This is a genomic window from Variovorax sp. Root318D1, from assembly GCF_001424835.1.
Taxonomy (GTDB): domain Bacteria; phylum Pseudomonadota; class Gammaproteobacteria; order Burkholderiales; family Burkholderiaceae_C; genus Variovorax.
Genome location: NZ_LMCQ01000022.1, coordinates 131,682 through 157,782, shown reverse-complemented (window position 1 = coordinate 157,782; position 26,101 = coordinate 131,682). Strand labels below are relative to the sequence as shown.

25 protein-coding genes are annotated in these 26,101 nt (G+C 66.2%); 5 read left to right on the top strand and 20 right to left on the bottom strand.

Translation table 11 applies throughout. The features are described 5' to 3' along the window. Positions 1-11: 11 nt before the first annotated feature. The 7 genes from ASC78_RS20550 to ASC78_RS20520 all read right to left on the bottom strand — a co-directional run bounded on the left by ASC78_RS20550 (position 12) and on the right by ASC78_RS20520 (position 8,177). Entirely contained in the window at positions 12-1,118 is a 1,107-nt protein-coding gene (locus tag ASC78_RS20550) for an acyltransferase family protein (protein WP_055805726.1), read from the bottom strand. A gap of 41 nt (positions 1,119-1,159) precedes the next feature. Then, positions 1,160-2,122, bottom strand: coding sequence for an NAD(P)H-dependent flavin oxidoreductase (locus tag ASC78_RS20545; protein WP_055805464.1), 963 nt, complete (start codon positions 2,120-2,122; stop codon positions 1,160-1,162). Positions 2,123-2,204: 82 nt separating this feature from the next. Continuing rightward, positions 2,205-3,995: an acyl-CoA dehydrogenase gene (locus tag ASC78_RS20540; RefSeq protein WP_055805461.1), complete on the bottom strand. Its 1,791-nt coding sequence runs from the start codon at positions 3,993-3,995 to the stop codon at positions 2,205-2,207. Positions 3,996-4,069: 74 nt separating this feature from the next. Continuing rightward, entirely contained in the window at positions 4,070-5,002 is a 933-nt protein-coding gene (locus tag ASC78_RS20535; RefSeq protein WP_055805458.1) for an electron transfer flavoprotein subunit alpha/FixB family protein, read from the bottom strand. 13 nt (positions 5,003-5,015) lie between these two features. Continuing rightward, a complete protein-coding gene (locus ASC78_RS20530; RefSeq protein WP_055805455.1) occupies positions 5,016-5,765 on the bottom strand; it encodes an electron transfer flavoprotein subunit beta/FixA family protein in 750 nt (249 codons plus the stop codon). A 138-nt stretch (positions 5,766-5,903) separates the two neighbouring features. Then, a complete protein-coding gene (locus ASC78_RS20525; protein ID WP_055805454.1) occupies positions 5,904-7,184 on the bottom strand; it encodes a mechanosensitive ion channel family protein in 1,281 nt (426 codons plus the stop codon). A 39-nt stretch (positions 7,185-7,223) separates the two neighbouring features. Next, on the bottom strand, positions 7,224-8,177 hold the full coding sequence (locus tag ASC78_RS20520) for a histone deacetylase family protein (protein ID WP_055805451.1): 954 nt from the start codon (positions 8,175-8,177) through the stop codon (positions 7,224-7,226). A gap of 86 nt (positions 8,178-8,263) precedes the next feature. Between ASC78_RS20520 and ASC78_RS20515 the strand changes: the two genes are divergently transcribed. The 5 genes from ASC78_RS20515 to ASC78_RS20495 are packed head-to-tail and all read left to right on the top strand — an operon-like array spanning position 8,264 to position 14,020. Beyond that, entirely contained in the window at positions 8,264-9,184 is a 921-nt protein-coding gene (locus ASC78_RS20515; protein WP_055805448.1) for an AAA family ATPase, read from the top strand. A gap of 37 nt (positions 9,185-9,221) precedes the next feature. Next, a complete protein-coding gene (locus ASC78_RS20510; protein WP_055805445.1) occupies positions 9,222-10,193 on the top strand; it encodes a DUF58 domain-containing protein in 972 nt (323 codons plus the stop codon). Between the two features lie 31 nt (positions 10,194-10,224). Next, positions 10,225-12,243 (top strand): transglutaminase family protein, encoded by a 2,019-nt coding sequence (locus tag ASC78_RS20505; protein WP_055805444.1) that lies wholly within the window; start codon positions 10,225-10,227, stop codon positions 12,241-12,243. Between the two features lie 54 nt (positions 12,244-12,297). Then, the gene (mltB, locus tag ASC78_RS20500; protein WP_055805441.1) at positions 12,298-13,389 is read left to right on the top strand and encodes a lytic murein transglycosylase B; all 1,092 of its coding nucleotides are present in this window, start codon (positions 12,298-12,300) and stop codon (positions 13,387-13,389) included. Positions 13,390-13,393: 4 nt separating this feature from the next. Beyond that, the gene (locus ASC78_RS20495; protein ID WP_055805439.1) at positions 13,394-14,020 is read left to right on the top strand and encodes an HD domain-containing protein; all 627 of its coding nucleotides are present in this window, start codon (positions 13,394-13,396) and stop codon (positions 14,018-14,020) included. Between the two features lie 31 nt (positions 14,021-14,051). Here the strand turns inward: ASC78_RS20495 and ASC78_RS20490 are convergent, their stop codons facing one another. The 13 genes from ASC78_RS20490 to ASC78_RS20430 all read right to left on the bottom strand — a co-directional run bounded on the left by ASC78_RS20490 (position 14,052) and on the right by ASC78_RS20430 (position 26,085). Further along, positions 14,052-14,555 carry a hypothetical protein gene (locus ASC78_RS20490; protein ID WP_055805724.1) on the bottom strand — a complete coding sequence of 168 codons (504 nt, stop codon included), beginning with the start codon at positions 14,553-14,555 and terminating at the stop codon, positions 14,052-14,054. Continuing rightward, the gene (locus ASC78_RS20485; RefSeq protein WP_055805436.1) at positions 14,552-15,625 is read right to left on the bottom strand and encodes a beta-ketoacyl synthase N-terminal-like domain-containing protein; all 1,074 of its coding nucleotides are present in this window, start codon (positions 15,623-15,625) and stop codon (positions 14,552-14,554) included. The genes ASC78_RS20490 and ASC78_RS20485 overlap by 4 nt, the downstream gene beginning before the upstream one ends. After that, on the bottom strand, positions 15,622-15,852 hold the full coding sequence (locus tag ASC78_RS20480) for an acyl carrier protein (RefSeq protein ID WP_055805721.1): 231 nt from the start codon (positions 15,850-15,852) through the stop codon (positions 15,622-15,624). Before ASC78_RS20480 ends, ASC78_RS20485 begins: the two co-directional genes overlap by 4 nt. Before the next feature lie 41 nt (positions 15,853-15,893). Beyond that, a complete protein-coding gene (locus ASC78_RS20475) occupies positions 15,894-17,051 on the bottom strand; it encodes an ABC transporter permease (RefSeq protein ID WP_055805433.1) in 1,158 nt (385 codons plus the stop codon). 5 nt (positions 17,052-17,056) lie between these two features. Continuing rightward, positions 17,057-17,965, bottom strand: coding sequence for an ABC transporter ATP-binding protein (locus ASC78_RS20470; protein ID WP_055805430.1), 909 nt, complete (start codon positions 17,963-17,965; stop codon positions 17,057-17,059). A 345-nt stretch (positions 17,966-18,310) separates the two neighbouring features. Continuing rightward, a complete protein-coding gene (locus tag ASC78_RS20465; RefSeq protein ID WP_055805427.1) occupies positions 18,311-19,291 on the bottom strand; it encodes a BtrH N-terminal domain-containing protein in 981 nt (326 codons plus the stop codon). Next, positions 19,288-19,686 (bottom strand): hypothetical protein, encoded by a 399-nt coding sequence (locus ASC78_RS20460; RefSeq protein ID WP_055805424.1) that lies wholly within the window; start codon positions 19,684-19,686, stop codon positions 19,288-19,290. The genes ASC78_RS20465 and ASC78_RS20460 overlap by 4 nt, the downstream gene beginning before the upstream one ends. Positions 19,687-19,688: 2 nt before the next feature. Beyond that, complete coding sequence (locus ASC78_RS20455) at positions 19,689-20,822, bottom strand: beta-ketoacyl-ACP synthase III (protein ID WP_055805421.1); 1,134 nt, start codon at positions 20,820-20,822, stop codon at positions 19,689-19,691. Continuing rightward, a complete protein-coding gene (locus tag ASC78_RS20450) occupies positions 20,812-21,744 on the bottom strand; it encodes a dialkylrecorsinol condensing enzyme (RefSeq protein WP_235505152.1) in 933 nt (310 codons plus the stop codon). Before ASC78_RS20450 ends, ASC78_RS20455 begins: the two co-directional genes overlap by 11 nt. Positions 21,745-21,973: 229 nt before the next feature. Further along, the gene (locus ASC78_RS20445; RefSeq protein ID WP_055805416.1) at positions 21,974-23,704 is read right to left on the bottom strand and encodes an ABC transporter substrate-binding protein; all 1,731 of its coding nucleotides are present in this window, start codon (positions 23,702-23,704) and stop codon (positions 21,974-21,976) included. A gap of 95 nt (positions 23,705-23,799) precedes the next feature. Then, the gene (locus tag ASC78_RS20440) at positions 23,800-24,108 is read right to left on the bottom strand and encodes a DUF2160 domain-containing protein (protein WP_055805411.1); all 309 of its coding nucleotides are present in this window, start codon (positions 24,106-24,108) and stop codon (positions 23,800-23,802) included. A gap of 129 nt (positions 24,109-24,237) precedes the next feature. Then, positions 24,238-25,050 (bottom strand): carbohydrate ABC transporter permease, encoded by an 813-nt coding sequence (locus ASC78_RS20435; RefSeq protein ID WP_055805719.1) that lies wholly within the window; start codon positions 25,048-25,050, stop codon positions 24,238-24,240. 144 nt (positions 25,051-25,194) lie between these two features. Continuing rightward, entirely contained in the window at positions 25,195-26,085 is an 891-nt protein-coding gene (locus tag ASC78_RS20430; protein WP_055805408.1) for a carbohydrate ABC transporter permease, read from the bottom strand. Positions 26,086-26,101 lie beyond the last annotated feature (16 nt).

The window sequence follows — 26,101 nt, the reverse complement described above, 5'->3', positions numbered from 1 at the left end:
GACGCCGCCCTTCAGGGCGAGACGAGCAATCCGCTGACCAGCAGCGCCGCGAACAATATGGCAACCGCGCGCCACGACGCTGGCCGCGCTTCTACCCCGCGGTACAGCAACAGCGCGGCCGCCACGGAGAGGCCGAAGGTGAGCGCCATTCCCAATGCGTCGACCCAAGCGGCGTGGGGTCCAAGCAGCCCAACCGCCGCGTTCGCTGCCAGCAGCACCGGAAAGTGGATCAGGAACAGCGAGTACGAAATACGCCCGAGGCGCTGCAGTGGCTGAGCCGCGTCGGGCCAGCGCGCCATCGACAGCCAGTCTTGCCGCTGCGCAATGGCGATCAGCAACGCGCTCACGAGCGCCGTGGCAATGCGGCTGCGCCAGTCGATGGCCAGTGCGCCCGCGCCGGTCAGCGCCAGCAGCACGATGGCGCTCTGCCACGTGCTGGTACGGGTTGCGCGACCAATCCAGAAGACCAGCATGCCAAGGCCATAGGCACCGAAGAAATAGAAAGCGGTCGCGTCGAGATCGGCGTTGCGGTTGAAAAGCGCGAGCGAGGCCAGCACCACCCCCAGCACCAGCGCCACGGGAACCCAGCGCTCACGCGAGGCAGGTGCGGCGGGCGTGCGCCGCCACAGGGCCGGCAGCGCCATGAGCGAGAGCGCCAGCACGAAGAGCTGGAAGTCGATGGCCACGTACCAGACGCCGGTGGACAGCGCCTCGTAGCCCAGAAGGTCCTGCAGCAGCAATCCGTGCGCGAGCAGCTGGCCGATGCTGGGCGATGCCGGCACGTCGTCGCTGCCGAGCGACGGGCGCACGAGCGCGGCTACCAGCACGCAGACGGTGAGCGCCGCCAGGTACGGCATCACCAGCCGCCCGTAGCGCTGGAAAATGCGCGCGAACGGCCGGTCGACACGCAGCACGCCGTCGGGTGCCAAGCTGGCCGCCGCCAGAAAGCCGGCGATCACCAGGAAGACCTGCACGGCCAGGCGGCCGTCGTCGGCCAGCCAGCCCAGGAAATCCGGTGCCAGTGGAAAGGCACCCACCGGCATCGAGCCGTAGCGCGACAGGTGATGCCCGACGATGACCGCGCAGGCAAGGCCTTTTGCAACGTCGAGCAGCGGCATCCGTCCGCGCTGCGCGGCCGGCGCCGTATTGCGCGGGCCGTTCAAAGCGCGAGCCGCTGCCTTGCTTCCAGGTATTCGCGCTTGAGTTTCTCGATGAACGCAGCGGCGCTGGCCACTTCGGTCACGGCGCCGATGCCCTGGCCCGAGCCCCAGATGTCCTTCCAGGCCTTGGCCTTGCTGCCATCGCCGCCGCCAAAGTTCATGGTCTTGACGTCGCCTTCGGGCAGGTTGGCCGGGTCCATGCCGGCCTTGACGATGCTCGGCGCCAGGTAGTTGCCGTGCACGCCGGTGAAGAGGCTGGAATAGACGATGTCGTCGGAGGTGCCGTCGACGATGGCCTGCTTGTAGTCGTCGCTGGCGCGCGCTTCCTCGGTCGCAATGAAGGCGGTGCCGATGTAGGCGAAGTCCGCGCCCATGGCTTGCGCAGCCAGCACTGCACCACCGGTAGCAATGGAACCCGACAGCGCGATGGGGCCGTCGAACCACTGGCGGATTTCCTGCACCAGAGCGAACGGGCTCTTCACGCCCGCATGGCCGCCGGCACCGGCCGCCACCGCGATGATGCCGTCGGCGCCCTTCTCGATCGCCTTCTGCGCGAACTTGTTGTTGATGATGTCGTGCAGCGTGACGCCGCCGTAGCTGTGCACCGCGTCGTTCACGTCGGTGCGCGCGCCCAGCGAGGTGATGACGATCGGCACCTTGTACTTCACGACCATCTCCATGTCGTGATCAAGGCGGTCGTTGCTCTTGTGCACGATCTGGTTGATGGCGAACGGCGCGGCGGGCTTGTCCGGGTTGGCCTTGTTGTAGGCCGCGAGCTCCTCGGTGATTTCGGCCAGCCAGTCTTCCAGCTGCGCCGCGGGGCGCGCGTTGAGTGCCGGCATCGAACCGACCACCCCTGCCTTGCATTGGGCAATCACGAGCTTGGGGTTGCTGATGATGAACAGCGGCGAGCCGATGATGGGCAGCGGCAGGTTGGCGAGCACGGGGGGCAGCTTGGACATGTCGTCTCCGGAATAGGATTTCGGTTTTATATAAGAGGAAGGCCGTATCGCCCGTCAGGTGGGCGACACGGCGGGCCGTCGGTCAGAACGCGTCGAGCGCCAGCGCCGTGACACTCTCGGCCCCTTCGACGATGCTGTCGCGGATGCCCGGCACTTTGTTAAGGATGTGCTCGGCGTAGAAGCGCGCCGTGGCCACCTTGGCCTGCATGAAAGCGGTATCGATGCTGCGGGACGCGAGGTCTTCTGCAACGAGCAGCGAGCGCGCCAGCTGCCAGCCGGCCACGAGGTTGCCCGCGAGCATCAGGTAGGGCACGCTGCCCGCGAACACCGCATTCGGCGATGCCTTGGTCTGGCCCGCGACGAAATCGACCACGTCGACGAACGCCAGGCGCGCGGCCTTCAGGCGCTTCAGCACGGCTGCGGCTGCGGCGCTGTCGCTCTTCGCGAGTTCAGCTTCGGTCTTCTCGATCTGCGCGGCAATGGCCTTGGCCGTCTGGCCGCCGTCACGCGCGGTCTTGCGGCCCACGAGGTCGTTGGCCTGGATGGCGGTGGTGCCTTCGTAGATCGTGAGGATCTTGGCGTCGCGGTAGTACTGCGCCGCACCCGTCTCTTCAATGAAGCCCATGCCGCCGTGCACCTGCACGCCGAGTGAAGTCACTTCCAGGCTCATCTCGGTGCTGTAGCCCTTGACCAGCGGCACCATGAATTCGTAGAAGGCCTGGTTCTGCTTGCGCGCCTCCGCATCGGGGTGGTGGTGCGCGGCGTCGTAGGCGGCAGCGGCCACACTCGCCATGGCGCGGCAGCCTTCGGTGTAGGCGCGCATCGTCATCAGCATGCGCTTGACGTCGGGGTGGTGGATGATCGGCGCGCTGGCGTTCATCGAACCATCGACCGGGCGGCTCTGCACGCGGTCCTTGGCGTAGGCCACGGCGTGCTGGTAGGCGCGCTCGGCAATCGCGATGCCCTGCATGCCCACGGCGTAGCGGGCCGAGTTCATCATGATGAACATGTACTCGAGGCCGCGGTTCTCCTGGCCGACGATGTAGCCGACGGCACCACCGTTGTCGCCGTACTGCAGCACGGCGGTTGGCGAAGCCTTGATGCCCATCTTGTGCTCGATGCTCACGCAGTGCACGTCGTTGCGCTCGCCGAGAGACCCGTCCTTGCCGACGATGAACTTCGGCACCACGAACAGGCTGATGCCCTTCACGCCTTCGGGCGCGCCGGTAACGCGGGCCAGCACCAGGTGCACGATGTTCTCGGCCATGTCGTGCTCACCATAGGTGATGAAGATCTTGGTGCCGAACACCTTGTAGGTGCCGTCCGGTTGCGGCTCGGCGCGGCTGCGCACCATGGCCAAGTCGCTGCCGGCCTGCGGCTCGGTGAGGTTCATGGTGCCGGTCCACTGGCCGCTCACCAGCTTCTCCAGGTACACCGCCTTCAGTTCGTCGGAGCCCGCTGTGAGCAGCGCCTCGATGGCGCCATCGCTCAGGAGCGGGCACAGCGCGAAGCTCATGTTGGCCGAGTTGAGCATTTCGCCGCAGGCCGCGCCGATGGTCTTGGGCAGGCCCTGGCCGCCGAAGTCCGCCGGATGCTGCAGGCCCTGCCAGCCGCCCGACACGTATTGCGCAAAGGCTTCCTTGAAACCCGCGGTGGTCGCGACCTCGCCGTCCTTGAAGGACGACGGGTTGCGGTCGCCCGCCACGTTCAGCGGCGCGACCACGTCCTGGTTGAAGCGCGCGCATTCTTCGAGCACGGCCTGCGCGGTTTCCAGGCCCGCGTCTTCGAAGCCGGGCAGCTTGGCGATCTCGCCGATGTTGGCCAGGTGTTCGATGTCGAACAGCATGTCCTTGAGGGGGGCGGTGTAGCTCATCTCTTGTCTCCAGATACAGCGGATACGAAAAGGGCATCGCGAACGATGCCCTCTGGCTCAGTGCAGCGATGCGATCAGAGCGCCTTGACGAGTTCCGGCACCGCCGTGAACAGGTCGGCCACGAGCCCGTAGTCGGCCACCGAGAAGATCGGCGCTTCTTCGTCCTTGTTGATCGCCACGATCACCTTGGAGTCCTTCATGCCGGCCAGATGCTGGATGGCCCCCGAGATGCCGCAGGCGATGTACAGCTGCGGCGCGACGATCTTGCCGGTCTGGCCCACTTGCCAGTCGTTGGGCGCGTAGCCCGCGTCGACAGCCGCGCGGCTGGCGCCCAGGCCCGCGTTCAGCTTGTCCGCCAGCGGCGTCATCACTTCGGTGAACTTCTCGGCGCTGCCCAAGGCACGGCCACCCGAGACGATGATCTTGGCGGCCGTGAGTTCGGGGCGGTCGCTCTTGGTGACCTCGCGGCCCACGAAGCTCGACTTGCCGCTGTCGGCCACGCCTTCGGCGGTCTCGACCGATGCGCTGCCACCGGTGGCGGCCGCGGCGTCGAAGCCGGTCGTGCGCACGGTGATTACCTTGGTGGCGTCGGTGCTCTGCACGGTGGCGATGGCGTTGCCGGCGTAGATCGGGCGCTCGAAGGTGTCGGGGCTCTCGACCTTGGTGATGTCGGAGATCTGCGCCACATCGAGCTTGGCGGCCACGCGCGGCGCGACGTTCTTGCCGTTGGCGGTCGAGGGGAACAGGATGTGGCTGTAGTTGCCGGCAATGGCCAGCACCTGGGCGGCGACGTTCTCGGCCAGGTTCTCGGCCAGGCTGGGGCTGTCGGCCACGATGACCTTGGCCACGCCCACGATCTGGGCGGCGGCCTTGCCGGCTTCTGCGGCATTGGCACCGGCCACGAGCACGTGCACGTCGCCGCCGCAGGCCAGGGCTGCGGTCACGGTGTTGAGGGTCGCGGGCTTGACGGTCGCGTGGTCGTGTTCGGCAATAACTAGTGCGGTCATGTCGTTGTCTTCCTCAGATCACTTTGGCTTCGTTCTTGAGCTTGTCCACCAGGGTGGCGACGTCGGGCACCTTGATGCCGGCGCCGCGCTTGGGCGGCTCGCTGACCTTGAGGGTCTTCAGGCGGGGCTTGACGTCCACGCCCAGGTCTTCGGGCTTGAAGACGTCGAGCGTCTTCTTCTTGGCCTTCATGATGTTGGGCAAGGTGACGTAGCGCGGCTCGTTCAGGCGCAGGTCGGTGGTGATGACGGCCGGCAGGCTGAGCTGGATGGTTTCCAGGCCGCCGTCGACTTCGCGCGTGACGGTGGCTTTGCCGTCGGCCACTTCGACCTTGGAGGCGAAGGTGGCTTGCGGCAGGTCGGTCAGGGCGGCGAGCATCTGGCCGGTTTGGTTGGCGTCGTCGTCGATGGCCTGCTTGCCCAGGATGATCAGTTGTGGCTGTTCCTTCTCGACCAGCGCCTTGAGCAGCTTGGCCACGGCCAGGGGTTGCAGCTCTTCGGTGGTCTCGACCAGGATGCCGCGGTCGGCGCCGATGGCCATGGCGGTGCGCAGAGTTTCCTGGCACTTGGCGTCGCCGCACGACACGGCGATGACTTCGGTGACCACGCCCTTCTCTTTCAGGCGGACCGCTTCTTCCACGGCGATCTCGTCGAACGGGTTCATGCTCATCTTGACGTTGGCAATGTCCACCCCGGTGCCGTCGCTCTTCACGCGCACCTTGACGTTGTAATCGACGACCCGTTTGACAGGCACTAGAACCTTCATTGACTTGACTCCATTGGGATTGCAGAAAGGGGGCTTCGAGGGCAACCGGTCATTTTAGGGTCCGGTCTCTGCCGGCTCCGCATTCGTATCGGCATGTACCGCGGTGCAACAAAAACGAACGATCGTGCTTTTTCGCGATTATACGGCAGCATCGCGCGGACCGGAAATGCCCGGCGGCAGAGATTCCACGCGAAGCACGCGCTGGGGGTACGGAATGTCCACGCCCGCGCTGCGCAGGCCTTCGAGAATGGCGATGTTGATGGCCGAGCGCACGTTGTCCTTGCCCTTGTCGGGGTCCGCGACCCAGAAGTTGAGAACAAACTCGAGTCCGTCGGGTGCAAAGCTGGCGAGAAACGTCACCGGCTCTGGGTCGGTCATGACGCGCGGCTGCGATTTCGCCGCCCCGCACAGGATGGACTGGACCTGCGCCACGTCGCTGTCGTAGCCCACCACAATGCTGGTCGTGATGTTGAACTTGCGGTCCGCCATCGAGAGGTTCTCGACGCGGCTGGTGATGAGCGACTCGTTCGGCACAATGGCCTCGCGGCCGTTGCCCGCACGGATGAGCGTGTAGCGGGTCTTGATGTCGGTGATGCGGCCTTCGAAGGTGTCGACCTTGACGTTGTCGCCAATGCGGATGGAGCGTTCGAGCAGGATGACGAAGCCGCTCACGTAGTTGGCCGCCAGCTTCTGCAAGCCGAAACCCAGGCCCACACCAAGTGCGCCGCCCAGCACCGAGAGCGCCGTGAGGTCGACCCCCACCGCCGACAGCGCGAACAGCAGGCCGACCAGCAGCAGCATGGCGCGCACCGCGTTCGAGGCGACCTTGCGCATCGAGAGATCGGTGACGGCCTCGCGCAGGATCCGGTTCTCGATGGTGGCCGCAATCCACAACGCGATCACCAGCACCAGGCCCGCCGACAGCACGCCCTGGAAAATGGTTTGCAGGCTGACGCGCGTCTTGCCGAACGAGAGAGTGATGTTGTCGAGTTCGGCCAGCACCGGCGGCAGCAGCCCGACGATCCAGAGGATGGCGCCAATCCAGGCCAGCCACGAGATCGTGCGCTCCAGGAGCCGCACCAGGTTGGAGGTGGGAAACACCGCCCGCATCACGCGCGCGAACAAGCGGATGATCAAGAGCGACAGGAAAACCGACACCGCGATGCGCAGCACCAGCACCGGTTGGAAGCCGTTCACCAGGCGCCGGGCGAGTTCGGTGAAGACCAGCGCCAGCAACGGGAACAGCACGCCGTCGAAGGTGCGCTCGCCGAACCAGATCGAATCCTTGGGCTGATCGCGCCCGAACCAGCGGCTCGCCACCCAGGCCAGAGCCAAGCAGGCGACCAGCGCGGCCAGTTCGATGCCCAGGCCGCGCGCGTCAACCTGGCCCAGGCGTTGTGTGAAGTCGTTGAAATTCATCTCTTGGGAAAGCATGGCGCCGTGCTGGCGCCGGCGGCACTACAGGTCGGCAAGGACGCGGATATGGGCTTCCACGCTGCGGGCCAGCGCATCGAGGTTGTAGCCTCCCTCGAGCATCGAGACGATGCGGCCGCGCGCATGGCGCTTGGCAACGTCCTGGATGCGGGCGGTGATCCAGGCAAAGTCGTTCTCGGTGAGGCCGAGTTGACCCAGGTCGTCCTCGCGATGGGCATCGAAGCCGGCGCTCACGAAGATCATCTCCGGCGCAAACTCCTCGAGCCGTGGCATCCAGATGGCCTCGATCAGCTCGCGCACGTCCATGCCCCGGGTGTAGGCCGGGATTGGCAGGTTCAACATGTTCGACGCCGGGTACTGGGTGCCGCTGTACGGATAGAACGGATGCTGGAAAAAGCCAACCATCAGCACGCGCGGGTCGTCAGAAAGGATGTTCTCGGTGCCGTTGCCGTGGTGCACGTCGAAATCGACGATGGCCACGCGCTCCAGGCCATGCACTTCGAGCGCATGCCGCGCCGCAATGGCCACGTTGTTCAGAAAGCAGAAGCCCATGGCCTGCTCGCGGCAGGCATGGTGCCCGGGCGGGCGGACCGAGCAGAACGCGTTCTCGATTTCGCCCGCAATAACCGCATCGGTGGCGGCAATGGCGGCGCCGGCGGCACGGCGCGCGGCCAGCAGCGTGAAGCGCGTCAGGATGGTGTCGGGGTCGAGCTGCGCATGGTCAGGGCCGCCGGCCGGTTCGTCGGCCACCAGGCGCTGGTGAAGCTCTTCGAGGTGTTCGAGGTGCGCCTCGCTGTGCGCCCGCGTGATCTGCGACAGTGTGGCCAGCGGCACGTCCCGGTGTTCGAGGGCATCGCCCACCCCGGTGAGCAGCAGCCTGTCTTCGATGGCATCGAGCCGCTCGGGACATTCGGGATGGCCCCGTCCCATGTCGTGCTTCCAGCAGTCGCGATGTGTGAAGTACCCGGTCTTGCCCATGTCTTTGCCGTGTCTCTGTCGTATCTAGACCTCACACAGCATGGGGCCGGGCGGTCTTACGGTATCGTTTGCATATGGATACAAATATGGACGTCGCTGCGAAGCTTGCCACTTTGCTAAGTCAGCTTAACACGGTGATCGTAGGCAAGCAGTCCCAGGTGCGCGACTGCGTGGCATGCCTGCTGGCGGGCGGGCATCTGCTCATCGAGGATGTGCCGGGGGTCGGCAAGACCACCCTCGCCCATGCGCTCTCGCACACCTTCGGCCTTCAGTTCTCGCGCGTGCAGTTCACGGCCGACCTGATGCCGGGCGACTTGTCAGGCGTGGCCATCTACGACCGCGGCCAGCAGGCCTTCGTGTTCCACCCGGGCCCGATCTTCGCGCAGGTGCTGCTGGCGGACGAAATCAACCGCGCCAGCCCCAAGACGCAAAGCGCGCTGCTCGAGGCGATGGAGGAGAAGCAGGTCACCATCGAGGGCGAAACGCGGCCGCTGCCCACGCCCTTCTTCGTGATTGCCACGCAGAACCCGCAGGACCAGCTCGGCACCTTTGCCCTGCCGGAGTCGCAGCTCGACCGGTTCCTCATGCGCATTTCGCTCGGCTACCCCGACCGCGCCGCCGAACGCGAGCTGCTTGCGGGCGCCGACCGCCGCGAAATGCTGGCCACCCTGCCCGCCATGCTGACCGCGGGCGAACTGACGGCGCTGCAGCAGCGCGTGCAGCAGGTGCATGCCGCCGAGCCGCTGCTGAACTACGTGCAGGACCTGATCGCCGCCACGCGTTCCGGCCGGTGGTTTCTGCAGGGCCTATCGCCGCGCGCCGGCATTGCGGTATTGCGGGCCGCCAAAGCACAGGCACTGCTGGCCAACCGCAACTATGTCGCGCCCGACGACGTGCAGTCGATATTGCCGCAGACCATCGCGCACCGCCTCACCCCGGTGGGCGATGCGGGCCGGGGCGCCGTGGAGCAGGTGCGCGCGATGATCGCGGACGTGCCGCTGCCATAAAGATGAACCCGCCCGTGAACCAGACGCTTTGCCACCGATGATCGCGTCGTTACGCTCGCGCATCGACGGCTGGTTTTTGTCGCGCCGGCCGCCTTCGGACACGCTGGAACTCACGCAGCGCAACGTCTACATCGTGCCCACGCGCGCCGGCTGGCTGCTGGGCGCCACGCTGCTGGTGCTCTTGATCGCGTCGATCAACTACCAGCTCAACCTCGGCTACCTGCTGACCTTCCTGCTTGCGGGCAGCGTGGCCGTGGGCATGCATGTGTGCCACGCCACGCTGCGTGGCCTGGCCATGCACCTCACGCCGCCCGAGCCGCACTACGCGGGCGCCGCCGCCGTGTTTCGCGTGGTGCTGCACAACACGCGGCGCAGCGTGCGCTACGGCATCGGCATGGCGGTGCGCGGCAGCGGCCAGTGGGCCTGGACCGACGTGCCGGCCCAAGGCAGCGCCACGGTCGAGATCGCGTTCCAGCCGGAGAGGCGCGGCCTCCATCCGGTGCCTGCGCTCACCGCCGAAACCCGTTTTCCGCTCGGAACCTTCCGCGTCTGGACCGTGTGGCGCCCCGCTGCGCAGATGCTGGTCTATCCGACGCCCGAAGTGCATCCGCCGCCGCTCCCGCCCGGCGAGCCCCTGTCGGGGCCCGCGGCCACGTCGGCTGCGCTGCGCGCCCAGGCCGCCGGCGAATACGACGGCCTGCGGGCCTACCGGCGCGGCGACCCGCTCAAGCTCGTGGTCTGGAAAAAGGCGGCCCGCGCGCAAGCCACGGGGTCGGAAGACCTGGTGAGCCGCGACACCCAGCAAAGCCAGCGCGAAGAGCTGTGGCTCGATGCGCAGGCAGCCAACGTCGCCGATACCGAAGCACGTCTTTCAAGGCTTTGCGCCTGGGTGCTCATGGCCGACCGGCTCGGCGTGGATTACGGCCTCCGCGTGGCCGGCCGGGTGGTGCAGCCATCGCAGGGCGAGGCCCATCGCAGGGCCTGCCTGGAGGCGCTGGCTCTATGCTGAACACCTGCCCTTTCCACCAGGAGCTGCGCGCATGAACAAGTTCATGCGCGAAATCTCGACGCTACCAAGGGACGCCAGGGACACCCTGTTCCTGCTGATCGTCATCGCGCTCATCGTGCTTCCGCAGGCCGAGAACCTGCCGTGGTGGTGCAGCGCCATCACGGCGATGGTGCTGGTGTACCGCGGCACCCTGGCCATCGAAGCCCGTCCACTGCCGGGCAAGTGGGCGCGCGTTGGCCTGCTTGTGTTGACGTTGGCCGCCACCTACGCCACGCACCGCACGCTGCTGGGCCGCGACGCGGGCGTCACGCTGGTCGTGATCCTGCTGGCCCTGAAGACGCTGGAGCTGCGCGCACGCAGGGACGCCTTCGTGCTGTTCTTCCTGGGCTTCTTCGCGATGCTCACGAACTTCTTCTATTCGCAGTCGCTGATAACCGCGTTCACCATGCTGCTTGCGCTGCTGGGCCTGCTCACCGCGCTGGTCAATGCGCACATGCCGGTGGGCAAGCCGCCGCTGATGCTGGCCGCGCGCACCGCCAGCTGGATGGCATTGCTGGGCGCCCCCATCATGTTGGCGCTGTTCCTGCTGTTTCCGCGTTTCGCGCCCCTGTGGGGCACGCCCGCGGACGCCATGGCCGGACGCACGGGCCTTTCGAACACCATGCGCGTGGGCACCATCGCCGAGCTGGCGCTGGACGACCGCATTGCGGCGCGCATCAAGTTCGAGAACGATCGCGTGCCGCCGCAGAGCCAGCTTTATTTCCGCGGCCCGGTGCTCGCGCAGTTCGACGGGCGCGAGTGGACGGCGCTGCCGAGTTGGCTGCGCGGCGCGCCCGCTTCGGGCAACCTGCGCACCAGCGGCCAGCCGGTGCGCTACGAGATCACGCTCGAGCCCAGCCATCGGCCCTGGCTGCTCACGCTCGATGCGGCGCAAAGCCCGCCCGAAGTACCCGGCTTCGAAGTGCTGGGCACGCCGGACCTGCAATGGCTCGCAAACCGCCCCATCACCGACCTGGTGCGCTACCGCGCCGAAAGCCATACGCAGTTCGAGAGCGGCCCGACACGGCGGACGCCCGCACTGCGCACTTACCTTGCACTGCCACCCGGCACGAACCCGCGCACCGCCGCGCTGGCCGCCGAAATGCGCGCCCAGCCCGCCCTGGCCAACGCCGACGCGCAGGCCTTCGTTCGCGCGGCGCTGCAGCGGCTGCGCACCGGCGGCTACACCTATACGCTGGAGCCCGGCATCTACGGCAACGATACGGCCGATGAGTTCTGGTTCGATCGCAAGGAAGGCTTCTGCGAGCACATCGCCTCGGCGTTCGTGGTGCTGATGCGCGGGCTGGGCGTTCCGGCGCGCATCGTCACCGGCTACCAGGGCGGCGAACTCAATAGCGTCGACAACTTCTGGGTGCTGCGTCAGAGCGATGCGCATGCCTGGGCCGAAGTCTGGCAGGAAGGCGTCGGCTGGATGCGCGTCGATCCGACGGGCGCGGTGGCGCCGGGCCGGGTCGGCCAGTTCCAGCGGCTCGTGCCGCAGCCGGGCCTGTTTGCCGGCGCCATCGGCACATTGAGCCCGACGCTCGCACAGAACGTGCGCGCCGCGTGGGAAGCCGTGAACAACGGCTGGAACCAGTGGGTGCTCAACTATACCCAGAGCCGCCAGCTCAACCTGCTCAAGAGCATCGGCTTCCAGGCGCCGAGCCTCGAGGATCTGGCCTACGTGCTGCTCTACCTGCTGGTGGGTGCGAGCCTGGCCGGCGCGGGGTGGGCCATGTGGGAACGCAGCCAGCATGATCCATGGCTGCGCCTGCTGGCCCAGGCGCGCGCGCGGCTTGCCAAAGCCGGTCTGAAGGTGCCGGAGACAGCGCCGCCGCGCCAAATGGCCGCGCAGGCCGAAGCACGCTTCGGCCCCGCGGCCCAGGCGGTGCGCGACTGGCTGCTGAAGCTCGAAGCCCAACGCTATGCAGAGACTTCGCCCGCATCGCTGGCAGCTCTGCGCAGCGAGTTCCGCCGGCTGAACTGGCCCGCGCCGAATCCCAAGCGCTGAAACTGCATGTGTCCCGGGGCCGGCGCCTCACGGGCGGACGGCACAATCGCGCCCATGCGATTTTTTCTACCTGCGCCGCCGCGCGCCGCCGCCTTCGTCCTGCTCGCCGCTTGCTGCGCATGGTCCCTGGGTGCACAAGCCCAGAAAGCCGCCAACGGCCGCACGGTAAAAACCGTGGCTGGCAGCACGCCCTACGCCACGCGCGAGGACGCCATGCGCTTTGCCGACGACGTGGCCGAACGACGCGGCCTGGATCGCGAATGGGTGCGTGCGACGATCGGCAGCGCCCGCTTCCTGCCGAACGTGCCGCGCCTGATGCTGCCCGGCCCTGTCGGCACCGTAAAGAACTGGCAGGCCTACCGCAGCCGCTTCATCGACGCGACGCGCATCGCTGCCGGCGTGCGCTTCTGGCGCGCCAATGCCGAGACGCTCGCGCGGGCTGAAGAGGTGTACGGCGTGCCGCCGGAAATCATCGTGGGCATCGTGGGGGTCGAGACCATCTACGGCCGCAACATGGGCAACTTTCGGGTGATCGATGCGCTGGCCACGCTGGCATTCGACTTTCCGCAGGCCCACCCGCGGGCGGCCGAGCGCGAAGCTTTCTTCCGCGGCGAGCTTGAAAGTTTTCTCAGCACCAAGAGCCGCACCTCCGACGACCCCCTGCGGCCCGTAGGCAGCTACGCAGGCGCCATGGGCATGCCGCAGTTCATGCCGAGCAGCATCGCCAAGTACGCGGTCGATTTCGACGGCGACAGCCGCATCGACCTGGTCGACAACCCCGCCGACGTGATCGGCTCGGTCGCCAATTACTTCAAGGCCTTTGGCTGGACACCCGGCATGCCCTCCATCTATCCCGTGCATTTCGAGGAGGCCCGACTCAAGAAGGCGGTGCTTCTCGCTCCCGACATCCTGCCGAGCTTCAGTGCCGACAGCTTCGTGGCGGCTGGCGCGGTGCCCGAAGGCGAGGGCCTCCGGCACAAAGGCTTGCTCGCGCTCATCGAACTGCAGAACGGCGCCGACGCGCCGCCGACTTATGTGGCGGGCACGCGCAACTTCTACGTGATCACGCGCTACAACTGGAGCAGCTACTACGCGATGTCGGTGCTCGACCTGGGCCAGGAGGTCAAGGCCGCCATGGAGCAATAGACCAATGGCGCCCGAGGCACTGCTGGCCAACTGGAACGCCGCATGGCGCGCGCTGGGTGTGGCGCCCGCCGACAACGCCCTTTGCGTCGAGCTCCAGCGCCGATACAGCGAGCCGCGGCGCCACTATCACACGCTGCAGCACCTGGGCGAATGCCTGACGTGGTTCGAGCGCGAGCAAGCGCTGGCCGAGCGCCCTGGCGAGGTGGCGCTCGCGCTCTGGTTTCACGATGCGATCTACGACGTGCATGCGCACGACAACGAGATACGCAGTGCCGAATGGGCGCGCAGCGCGATGCTCGCGGCCGGCGTCCAACCCGAGGCGGCCGAGCGCGTGCACGCTCTCGTGATGGCCACGCGGCACGATGCCGTTCCTGAAGGCCGCGATGCCGAATTGCTGATCGACATCGACCTGTCGATCCTCGGTGCGGAGCGGGAGCGCTTCGACGAATATGAACGGCAGGTGCATGCCGAATACGCCTTCGTGCCCGACGAGGTGCGCTTGCCGCGCCGCCGCGCCATCCTGCAGCGCTTTCTGGCGCGGGAGGCGATCTACACCACGCCCCGGATGCATGGGCTGCTGGAGGCGCGCGCTCGCGCCAACCTGGCCCGGTCGATCGCAGCGATGGCCTGACCGCGCCCACGGCCGGCGGCAGTGCGATCCTTCAAGCCGGGACCAGCCGCCACCATTCGGAGCGCGGCTTCTCGCCATTGCGCTCCTCCTCCACCACGCCGAACAGCAGGCCGGCGCCGCCAACGCCCAGGCGCGAAAGCCGCACCAACTGCCCCGGATCGCGGCACAGCGCAAAGCTGGCGTCGCCCTGCCATTCGAGGCAGCGGCCAACCTCCGCCAGCATCAATGCGGGCTGGCCCTGCATGAAGGTGAATGGCATCAGCGCGCCCGCGTCGAGCTGCGCCAGGCCTGCATGCGTCGCGCCCCAGGCACCGCGCATGCTCGACACGCGCAGCCGGGCGCCCGTGGGCAGGGCACCCTCGCCCGCCGCATCGAGGCAGCAGCGCGCGCCGTACATGGCGAGTTCGGTCCAAAGGCCGACGCGCCGCGGCCGGCGACCGAGCCGGTGCGCCAGCCTGTCGCGCCAATCCTCGGGCAGCGGATCGGCGCTGAAATGCGCAACGGTGCGCCATCCGATGGCAAAGCCTGCGTTCATGCGCTGCAATCTTCCAACACCAGCGAGGCGTGACCGCCGCCGAAGCCGACCACGTTGAGCAGGATGTTGCGCAGCCCGGCGGGCGCCTGCGTGCTCAATGCGATGCCGAGCTCGCCGTCGAGCGCATAGCCGGTCGAAGGCCAAGCTCCGGCCTCGATGCAGGCAACCAGCAAAGCCAACTCGGCCGCGCCCGACGCACCCAGCGTATGGCCCAGCAGCGACTTGAACGACACCAGCGGCGGCAGCGAATCGAAGACCTGCTTCAGCGCCTGCGCCTCAATCGCATCGTTGACCGGACTGCCTGCGGCCTGCACCTTGATCAGGCCGATGTCACGCGGGTTCAGGCCGCTCTGCACCAGGGCCTCATGGCACATGGCGATTACCGCGCTGGCTTCGGTGCCCGAGGGATTGCGCCCGTCGACCACGTTGGATCCACCCGCAATGCGCCAACGCGTCGCGCGCGAGTTGAGGCGCAATGCAGCCACGGCTTCGCCGAGCACCAGTCCGTTGCGGCCAGCGCCGAAGGGACGTGCACCATCGGGCGAGAGCAACTGCATGGCGCCAAAGCCGGCCACGGTGAAGCGGTTGCCAAGTTCGGCCCCGATGACCAGCGCCTCGTCGGCTTCTCCGCTTCGAATGAGGTCGCAGGCCGCCAGCACCGCATTGAGGGCCGAGGTGCAGGCGGTGGAGATCGTGAACACCGGCCCCTGCCAGTCGAGCGCGCGGGCCACGAGATCGGCAAAGTCCTGCAGGTCGCCGCCCAGGCGGAGGTCTTGCACCTCGTGCTCCATGTTGCCAATGTCCAGCGAAGATGATGCCACGAAGAGCGGGCCGGAACGTCCGCCTGCGCCCTCGCCGGCGTCTGCCGCGACGCTGCGCACGGTGCGCGCCAGGCGCTCGGCCCAGCTGCGATCCTGCGGGGGCAGCATGAACATGGGCCAGCGCACGCATTCGGAGACGGCAACCGGCGTGGGCTGCACACCGCCACGTGCAAGAGCTGCCACGGAGGACGCGAGATCGTCGCCCAGCGCACAGGCGAGGCCCATGCCGGCAACATACGCGGCGCTCATGCCTTGCCCGCTTGCACCAGGTGGTCGGCCAAGTGCGCAATCGACGTGAGCGCGCGGCGTGTTTCCTTGCTGTCGGGCATGCGCAGGCCAAAGCGCTGCTGGATCGTCATCGAGACCTGCAGCGCGTCGAGCGAATCGAGGTCGAGCCGGGCCTCGGGGCCAAAGAGAGGCTCGTCATCGCCAAGGCCACCTGGCGGCGCGTCTTTTTCGACGGCCTCGAGCACCATGGTCTTCAGGCTGGCAATGAATTCAGCGGATACGGAGTCGGTCACGATGCGGGCCTGCGAAACAGAAAGACGGCAAACAGGAACATGGCGGCCGCGAACACCACGAGCCGGCCGACTTGCGGCAAGGTGTCGGCCACGCCGCCGCCGCGCAACAGCACGGTGAGCAACGCTTCCAACCCCCAGTTCATTGGAGAAACTTCTACCAGCCGCTGCATGAAGCCCGGCATGACGAACTTCGGCACCATGATGCCGCCCGCCGCCGCCATCAGCACGTTGACCATCGGCCCCACGGTTGCGGCCTGCGCATGGCTGCGCACCAGGCAAGCGAGGGCCAGCGACAGGCTGACCGCGGCCAGGCTCACCGCGCCCAGCGCCAGCACCAGCGCGCCCCAATGGATGCCCGCGAGCGAGAGCGCGTCACCGCCGATGAGCGGCATCAGCCAGATGCCGGCGGCCAGCATCAGCACGGCCTGCAGCGCGTTGACACCGAGGTAGGGTAGCGCCTTGGACATCAGCAGCATGAAGCGCGAGACGCCCAGGCTGCGCAGCCGGCCCAGCGCGCCCGAACTGCGCTCCTGCACGAACAGGCTGGAGAGCGAGGCCACGACGAAGAACATGCCGAACACCAGCCATGCCGGTACGTTCTGCTGCACCGAGGTGGGCCGCGGCCCGGCCGTGGAATAACGCTCGGCATTCACCAGCGCCTGGATAGAGGCACCGGGCGGCGGGCCGGACGTGCCGGGCACCGCCAACGCGAGGCGCGCCTTCAGTTCGCCGGAAGCACCGACCAGCTCGGCGCGCAAGGCGTTGAACAGATTGGCATCGATGCCTGGCTCCGCCAGCAGCCGGATATGGGCCTTGGTCGAAAGCGCGGCCGATTCGAGTTCCGCCGACAAGCCGGGCTCCAGCACGATCACGTACTTGAGCGCGCCGCTACGCAACTGTGCCTGCCAGTCGGCATCGAGCGCTTGGGGTGCCCCGTGGCCGCGCTGCCAGATCTGCCGCAGCCATTGCGCCGGGGTCTCGGTATCGCGCATGTCGACGGCATAGCTCAGCTCTGCCAGCGGCGGCCGATAGATGTCCTTCAGCGTGAGCGACATCAGCACGATGAAGATCATCGGCATGAGGAACAGCGCCGCGAGCCCGTGCATGTCGCGTGCGAGTGCGAGCAGTTCTTTCTTGATGAGCGCAGGCAGCATGACGTTCAGTCGCGCAAGGAGCGATGTGTGAGCGCCATGAACAGCTGCTCGAGGTCGTGGCGGCCAAACTCGGCGTGTCGCACTGCTATGCCTTCGGCTTCCAGGGTTTGCAATACCGGGCCGGGGCCAGTGCCTTCGTGGAGGTGAACGCGCCAATGCACCCCGCCCGGCTCAACTGTGCCGAAGCGCGAGAGCTTCTGTTCGTCCAGCCCGTCGGCCGCCAGCGTGAGCAGCATGGCGCTCTTCGACAGCAGCTCGTCGAGCGAGCCTTCGCGCAGCACGCGGCCATGGTCGAGGATGGCGACGCGATCGGCGATGGCCTCGATCTCTTCCATGTAATGCGAGGCGTAGATCACCGCCGCGCCCTGCTCTGCCAGGCTCTTGATGGCGTCCAGAATGAAGGCGCGCGATTGCGGATCGACGCCCACCGTAGGCTCGTCGAACAGCATCAGCTCGGGTTCGGGCAAAAGGGCAATGGCGAGATTGAGCCGGCGTTTCAGCCCGCCCGAGAGGCGCTCGGCGCGCACGCCCGCGAACTGTTCGAGCTGCGAAAAGCGTGTGCAGGCGTCAATGCGCGCCTTCTTGCGTGCACCGGCAAGTCCCCCCGCGGCAGCGAAGCACGCAAGGTTTTCGGCGACCGTGAGCATCGGATAGAAGGCCTGGTCCTGCGGCGCGACCGCAATGCGTGTGGGCGCTTTGGCGCGCACGTGCTGGAGCGGTTGGCCGTCGATGAGGATTTCGCCCGATTGCACGGCCAGCGCGCCCGAGAGGTGGGAGATCAGCGTGGTCTTGCCCGCGCCGTTGGGGCCTAGCAGACCCATCACGCAGCCCCTGGGTACCGCGAGCGAAACCTCTTCGAGCGCCGGCCGCTCGGCATGCGAATAGCGGTAGCTGAGATTCTTCAGTTCGAGCATCGGCGTATCGCTCGTTCAGGGCGCTGCTGTTCAGGGTGCGCTCCCGCCGACGGGGTACCTTTCTCCGCGAATGTCCCCCGGCCTGCGGCCTCCTCCTTTATTTCGCTGCGCAAGGCACCCCATCGACGGGATCGTTGCTCGGGGCGGTGGTTGATCGAGCGGAACAAGCGCAGCGCTTGGTGTGCACAGGGCATCGGGTGCTCCCCGCAGCGAAATAAAGGAGGAGCCGAAGGCGGGGGACATTCGCGGAGGGGAGTACCCGATGCCCTGTGCATGCGCCCTGAACAGGAGCGCCCCGAACAGCGCCCGTCAAAGACTGCGTGACGAACAGAAAAAGGCGTCATCTCAGGCAACAGCAGCCTTCAGGTCACGAAAGAACATTTCCTCCTGCTGCGCCTGTTCACGCAGACGCTCGGCCAGCGCCGCCGGATCGACCGGCTCGCGCCCCTTCACCATGCGCGCTGCCTTGAGTGCAAACGCGCGCCAGCCGTCGCCGATGGCGGTCAGCCGGTCGGACATCTGCAACAGCTGCGGCTTGTCGAGCAACTGCGCCGCTTCTTGGAGGAAACCCGCGTAGATGAAACGGAAGCCCGCCCCGCCGGTACCGATTTCCTCCTGCATGCGCACCACGTGGCCGATGAAATCGACGCTGCGTGGGTCGGCCGGCGACAGCTTCTGCATGCGCTTGGCCAGCGTGCGCATGCCGCGCACGCCGACGATGGGAATAGGCGCGAGCATGTTTCGCACCGTCTTGCGAATCGCCTTCGTCACCGACGCAGCATCGACCGTCTTTTGCTCGATTGACTGGGGGTAGTACATGAGGCCCTTGGGCGCGAGTACGCCCTTGGCGAAGCGCGCTCGCGACAGGTCGGCGCTGGCGCAGCGCACCGGCTCTTCGAACACGGGGTCGCTGATCAGGTAGTCGTCGCCGTCCTTGCCGTACACCAGCAGGTTGTGCGCATTGAAGTGGAAGCGCATGTTGGGCGGAAAGTACGGCAGCCAATAAACCGAAGTCTGCAGCCCCACGATCTGCCCGCCGGCGAGCAGCGCGTCGAGACGCTGGGCACCGGCCTCGGGGCTGCGGAAGGTCTCGAAACGAAAGCGCGCGGCCATGGGCGCCAGCAGGCCCTTGATGATGGCCTTGGGCGGCATGCGGTACGAGATGAGCGGCAGGCCCGACAGCTTGATGAACGGCAAGTAGGCGAACGACAGCGCCGACGACAGGCCGAGCGCCATGCTCTCCGTCATGGGCGCGCCATGGTGGCGCATCAGGCTCGAGATGACGCCGCTTTCGCAATGCGCCGCTTGTTGGTGTTCGAAGTTCACGACGGGAGGCCTTGCAAGGTGGAGACGGGCAGGCCCAGCGCCTCCGAATAGCGCGCCATGTGCTTTTGCGGCAGCGCTGCGAAGTGCTTCGGCCGCAAGTGACGCCGCACGCGCCATTGCCAGAAGCCGCTGGTTTGCGAGAGCAGCGCCACGTCCATGCGGCGCTCGTACATCCAGTATTCGAGCGGCGAGGCGAGCCCCTTGACCACCCTCTCTTTGGCTGCCTGCGCCTGCTCGACGAGCACGTCGACCGCATGGCTGGTGACGATTTCTTCCGCCTCCCAGCCGCGCGAACGGGTGGTCACGACGCGGCCCTGCGCGTCGCGCGCGTACATGAGCTTGGCGTGGCCGTCGAGGGTGGCGTTGCCTTCTTGCGGAACGGCGTCGAGGTCCATGGCTAGATGGCTTCCAGGTAGATGAAGCCGCTGGAGAAGCGGCCGCTTTCGGGCACAAACATCAGCAGCTTGTGGCCGGGCTTGATGCGGCCCGAACGGAACAGCTCGTCGAGCATGATGTAGGGCGATGCCGATCCGGTGTTGCCCTTGGTCGCAAGGTTGCTGAACCAGCGCTCGCGCGGAATCGCAAAACCCATCGCCTCGAGGCAGCGGCTCACCGGCTCGACGAAATAGCTGGACGACAGGTGTGGCAGGAACCAGTCGACGTCGACCGCCTTCAGGCCGCGCTTTTCGACGATGGCCGCCAGCGGCTCGCCCAGCGTGGCGCGCACGATGTTCTCGTTGAGCAGGCGCACGTCCTGCTTGACGGCGAAGGTCGACTCGCGCTGCCAGTCTTCCGGCGCGGTGCGCGCCCAGCCGTCCAGGCCGCCTTCGGTGTTCTTTTCGGCGCCCGCATACATGCACACTGGCAGCTCGTGCGCGGCGGAAGACAGGTCGATCCACTCCACGCGCAGCGACAGCGGGCCGCGCGGCTCGCGCTCGAGCAGCACGGCGCCGGCGCCGTCGGAGAGCATCCAGCGCAGGAAGTCTTTTTCAAAAGCGATCTCGGGCCGCTCCTCGAGCGCTTCGAGCCGGTGTTCGAGTTCAGCCTCGAACCGGGAGCCGCGCATCACGGCGGAGGCCAGTTCCGAGCCGGTGGCCACCGCGCGGCGCGCATCGCCCGCGCGCACCGACAGCCACGCATGCTTGAGCGCCGTGGTGCCCGCGAGGCAGATGCCCGCGCAAGCCACCACCTCAAGCCGCGGCCAGCCGAGCTCGCCATGCACCATCACCGCGTGGTTGGGCATCAGCTGGTCCGGCAGCGACGTGCCGGTAGCAAGGCAATCCACCGGCCCGATGTCGCCCAGCGCCCGGATCGCCGAGGCGGTGAGCTGGGCATTGCTCATGGCGAGCTGGCCAGTAGCCCGGTCGATGGCGTAGTGGCGCGACTGGATGCCGTTGCTGCGAAGAATCAGCCGCCGCGCGCGCGACGCCTTGCCGCCGATGCGTCCCAGGACGTCTTCGATGTCTTCATTGCTGACCGGGGAAAAGGGCAGAAACGCGGCAGTACGGGTCAGGAAGACATCAGTCGTCATAAAGGGGAGAACGGTCCGTGGCCGAGCCCGAGGGGCGCTCGAAGTGAGCTGTCATTTTAGTCAGCCACCCCTTGAACAAGGGCCGCAGCAGCGCCTGCAGCGTCAAGCTCACGGGCACGACCGTGACAATCAGCACGAGGAGGAAGACCACGTAGAGCAGCAGCAACGGCTTGCGCTGCCACGCGCCGGGCCGCCCCGCCGCCATGATCAGCTTGCCCCAGAGGAAAAAGCTCCGTGTACCGGCTTTCTCGCTGATCAGGAGCCGGGCATCGGCCCGCACCGCGCCCAGGCCCGCGAGCAGCGGCTGCGATCCGCGCTCGAGATCCTTGTGCAGCGCCTCGCGCAGCGCACGGCCGAAGCGGCCCGTTCCCCGAATCTGTTCCGCGTGGAGGCCGGCGTCGGGCATGCCCCAGAACCCGCGCTTGCGGCCCCAAATGAGCCAGGCCGGCGTGGTGAAGAAAGTGGCCAGCGTCGGGCCGGGGTCGGTCAGCACCACGTTGTCGACCAGCCGCGCGCCCACGGCATCGAGCAGGCCCCTGAGCTTCTCGTGTGCCAGCAGCCACATGTTGCGGCAGGCGATGACCGTGACGACTGGCTTTCCCTCGAGCAGGCGGCTTGCCAGCGGATGCTTGAGAAAGGCGGTAATCGGCTGCGATGGCGCCAGGAACCAGACCTGGTACGGCAGGATGACGAGGTCGAAGTCTTCGTCGCCGGTGAGTGAGAGGGGTGCGAGCGGAGGCGGCTTCAGGTGGGCCGACTCCGGAAAAGCGTCGAAGAAGGTCAGGAACGGCCACGGGAACGGAAACTCCGTCTGCGGCCGCAGCGTTTCGACGTGCACCGAGATCTGCGGATCGGCCCTGAGCGGCGCAACGATCTGCTCGGCGACGCTTCCAAGCTGGCCGGTCTGCGAATAGTGAATCACCAGGACACGTTTGGGGCGCGCGGAAGGGCTGGAATTGGTTGAGGTCACTTGCTGGGGCTGAGCGGGGGCCGTCGAATGTAAGGCAAACCAGGTGGCCGACGCATCGGCCATTGGTCATGGCGTCGCGCCGATCCCACGGATCGGTCAAAACCAACCCGGAAAGCGCAAGAAAAAGGGCCGCACCCTTCGGCGCGGCCCTCATCGGCTGTTCTGCAAGAAACGCAGGCGATCAGCGCGCCTTGCCTTCCTTCCAGGCTGCGAGCATCTTGCTGTACTCGATGGTCTCGCCCTTGGGCTTCTCGTTGGCCAGCTTCTTCCATGGCGCGTTCTTGTCGCTCAGCCACTTGTTCGGATCGCCCTTGGCGTTGAGCTTGGGCGCGCAATGAGCCATGCCGGCGCGCTCGAGGCGGGCCATCACGTTGTCCATCTCGTCGGCCAGGTTGTCCATCGCCTTCTGCGGGGTCTTCTCGCCCGTCACGGCCTCGGCCACGTTCTTCCACCAGAGCTGTGCGAGCTTCGGATAGTCGGGCACGTTGGTGCCGGTGGGCGTCCATGCCACGCGAGCCGGGCTGCGGTAGAACTCGACCAGGCCGCCGAGCTTGGGCGCCATGTCGGTCATCGCCTTCGACTGGATGTCCGATTCGCGGATCGGCGTCAGGCCGACCATGGTCTTCTTGAGCGAGACGCTCTTGGATGTGACGAACTGGGCGTAGAGCCAGGCGGCGGCCGTCTTGTTGGCGTCATGGCCGTTGAAGAACGACCACGAACCCACGTCCTGGTAGCCGTTCTGCATGCCCTGCTTCCAGTACGGGCCGTTCGGGCCGGGCGCCATGCGCCACTTGGGCGTGCCGTCCTCGTTCACCACGGGCAGGCCCTTCTTGGTCATGTCGGCCGTGAAGGCCGTGTACCAGAAGATCTGCTGGGCGATCTGGCCCTGTGCCGGCACCGGGCCGGCTTCGCCGAAGGTCATGCCCATGGCTTCCTTGGGCGCGTACTTCTTCATCCAGTCGATGTACTTGGTCAGCGCGTACACAGCGGCCGGCGAATTGGTGGCCCCGCCGCGCGACACAGCCGCGCCCACGGGCGTGCACTTGTCGTCGCCCACGCGAATGCCCCATTCGTCGATCGGCATGCCGTTCGGGTTGCCGATGTCGGCGGTGCCGGCCATCGACAGCCATGCGTCGGTGAAGCGCCAGCCCAGCGACGGGTCCTTCTTGCCGTAGTCCATGTGGCCGTAGATGGGCTTGCCGTCGATGGTCTTCACGTCGACGCTGAAGAATTCGGCGATGTCTTCGTAGGCGCTCCAGTTGAGCGGCACGCCCAGGTCATAGCCGTACTTGGCCTTGAACTTGTCCTTCAGGTCCTTGCGGTCGAACAGGTCGGCGCGGAACCAGTACAGGTTCGCAAACTGCTGGTCGGGCAGTTGGTAGAGCTTGCCGTCCGGTGCCGTGGTGAACTTGGTACCGATGAAGTCCTTGAGGTCGAGACCCGGATTGGTGAACTCTTTACCTGCGCCGGCCATGTAGTCGGTCAGGTTCATCATCTTGCCGTAGCGGTAGTGCGTACCGATCAGGTCGGAATCGGAAATCCAGCCGTCGTAGATCGACTTGCCCGACTGCATCGAGGTCTGCAGCTTCTCGACCACGTCGCCTTCCTGGATCAGGTCGTGCTTCACCTTGATGCCCGTGATCTCCTCGAAGGCCTTGGCCAGCGTCTTCGATTCGTATTCATGCGTGGTGATGGTTTCGGACACCACCGAAATTTCCTTCACGCCCTTTGCCTGCAGCTTCTTGGCCGCATCGATGAACCACTTCATCTCGGCGGTCTGCTGGTCCTTGCTGAGCGTGGATGGCTGGAACTCGCTGTCGATCCATTTCTTGGCCTCGGGCTCTGCGGCCCATGCACCGTGCGCGGCGAACATCGCCGCTGCCATTGCCAATGCCGTGTAGCGCATCTTCATGAATGTGTCTCCTCGGTTGAAAGCTTCCCCGGTTTTTTCGATCGCGGCTCCGGGGAGGCGGAGAGCCGGTCGCGTCTGAAAACAAATTCTTGGGACTAGCCCTTGCGCATCACCAGCGCCAGCAGAAACATCGACAGCACGAAGCTGATCCAGATCGAGGGCTCGGCTTGCAGTCCCAGCCATTCCTGGAATTTTCCGGCCAGGCCGATGAAGACCAGATTGAAGTAAGCCGCCGAAAGCAGGCCGATGAAAAGCCGATCGCCGCGCGTCGTAGCAATGGGCAGCCAGCCGCGCCGCATGGTAGTGGGTGACTTGAACTCCCACACCGTCATGCCGACCAGCATGAGCGCGATGCAGGTAAAGAACACGGCCACCGGTGTGGTCCAGACCATCCAATCGAACATTTCTCAACTCCTTTTCTTTTCTTGCTCCTTCCCCCTCTGGGGGAAGGTTGGGATGGGGGCATCGGCGCTCGATGGAAACGCCGCTTGCCCTCACCCCTGCCCTCTCCCATAGGGAGAGGGAGCCAATACCTAAACCCGTCCCATCGCAAAGCCCTTTGCGATGTAGTGCCGCACGAACCAGATCACGATCGCGCCCGGCACGATGGTGAGTACCCCCGCCGCGGCCAGCGTGGCCCAGTCCATGCCTGAGGCGCTCACGGTACGCGTCATGGTCGCGACGATCGGCTTGGCGTTCACGCTGGTCAGCGTGCGGGCCAGCAGCAGTTCGACCCAGCTGAACATGAAGCAGAAGAACGCCGCCACGCCCACGCCGGCCTTGATGAGCGGCAGGAAGATCCGGATGAAGAACTTTGGAAAGCTGTAGCCGTCGATGTACGCCGTCTCGTCGATCTCGCGCGGGATGCCGCTCATGAAGCCTTCCAGGATCCACACCGCCAGTGGCACGTTGAACAAGAGGTGTGCCAGAGCCACCCCAAGGTGCGTGTCCATCAGGCCCACGGTGCTGTACAGCTGGAAGAACGGCAGCAAAAACACCGCGGGCGGCGTCATGCGGTTGGTCAAGAGCCAGAAGAACACATGCTTGTCGCCCAGGAACGAATAGCGCGAGAACGCATACGCCGCCGGCAGAGCCACCGTGAGCGAAATCACCGTGTTGATCGCCACGTAGATCAGGCTGTTGATGTAGCCCGAGTACCACGACTCGTCGGTGAAAATGCGCGCGTAGTTGGCCCAGGTGAGCTCGTGCGGGAAGAACGAGAAGCTCGATACGATCTCCTCGTTCGTCTTGAAGCTCATGTTGACCATCCAGTAGATGGGCAACAGCGCAAACAGGATGTACAGCACCAGGAAGATGCTGCGCTTGTGGAACCGCTTATCGGACATGTTGACCCCCTTGGCGCTGCGCGCCGTCCCCCCGAGGGGGAGCATCCGCCTTGAGGCGGCTCGGCGACGGATATTGACCCCCTTGGCGCTGCGCGCCGTCCCCCCGAGGGGGAGCATCCGCCTTGAGGCGGCTCGGCGACGGATTCATTGCTCTTTCTCCACTTCTTGCGTGCCGACCCGCTGCATCCAGTTGTAGAGCACGAAGCAGAACAAGAGAATGATGAGGAAGTAGATCAGCGAGAACGCTGCCGCCGGCCCCAGGTCGAACTGGCCCACGGCCTTCTGCGTGAGGTACTGGCTCAGGAAGGTGGTGGCATTGCCCGGACCACCGCCCGTCAGCACGAAGGGCTCGGTGTAGATCATGAAGCTGTCCATGAAGCGCAGCAGCACCGCAATCATGAGCACGCCGCGCATCTTGGGCAGCTGGATGTAGCGGAACACCGCGAACTTGCTGGCACCGTCGATGCGCGCCGCCTGGTAGTAGGCGTCAGGTATCGAGCGCAGGCCGGCAAAGCACAAGAGCGCCACCAGCGGTGTCCAGTGCCACACGTCCATCACCAGCACGGTGAGCCAGGCGTCTGTCGCGCTGCCCGTGTAGTTGTAATCGACGCCCAATTTTTGCAGCGCGTGGCCCAGGAGGCCGATGTCGGCACGGCCGTAAATCTGCCAGATGGTGCCGACCACGTTCCATGGAATGAGCAGCGAAAGCGCCACCACCACCAGCACCGCGGACGACTTCCAGCCCTTGGCCGGCATCGACAAGGCAAGGCAGATGCCCAGCGGAATTTCCACCAGCAACACCGAGAGCGAGAAGCCCAACTGGCGCCACAGCGCCTGGTGCAGCTCGTCGTCGCGCATCACGGAAGCAAACCATTCGGTGCCGACGAACACGCGCCGGTCGGGCGAGATGATGTCCTGCACCGAGTAGTTGACCACCGTCATCAGCGGCACGATGGCCGAGAAGGCCACGCAGATCAGCACCGGCAACACGAGCCACCAGGCCTTTTGATTGATGGGCTTGTTGGTTGCGTTCATTTAAGTACCTCCGTGC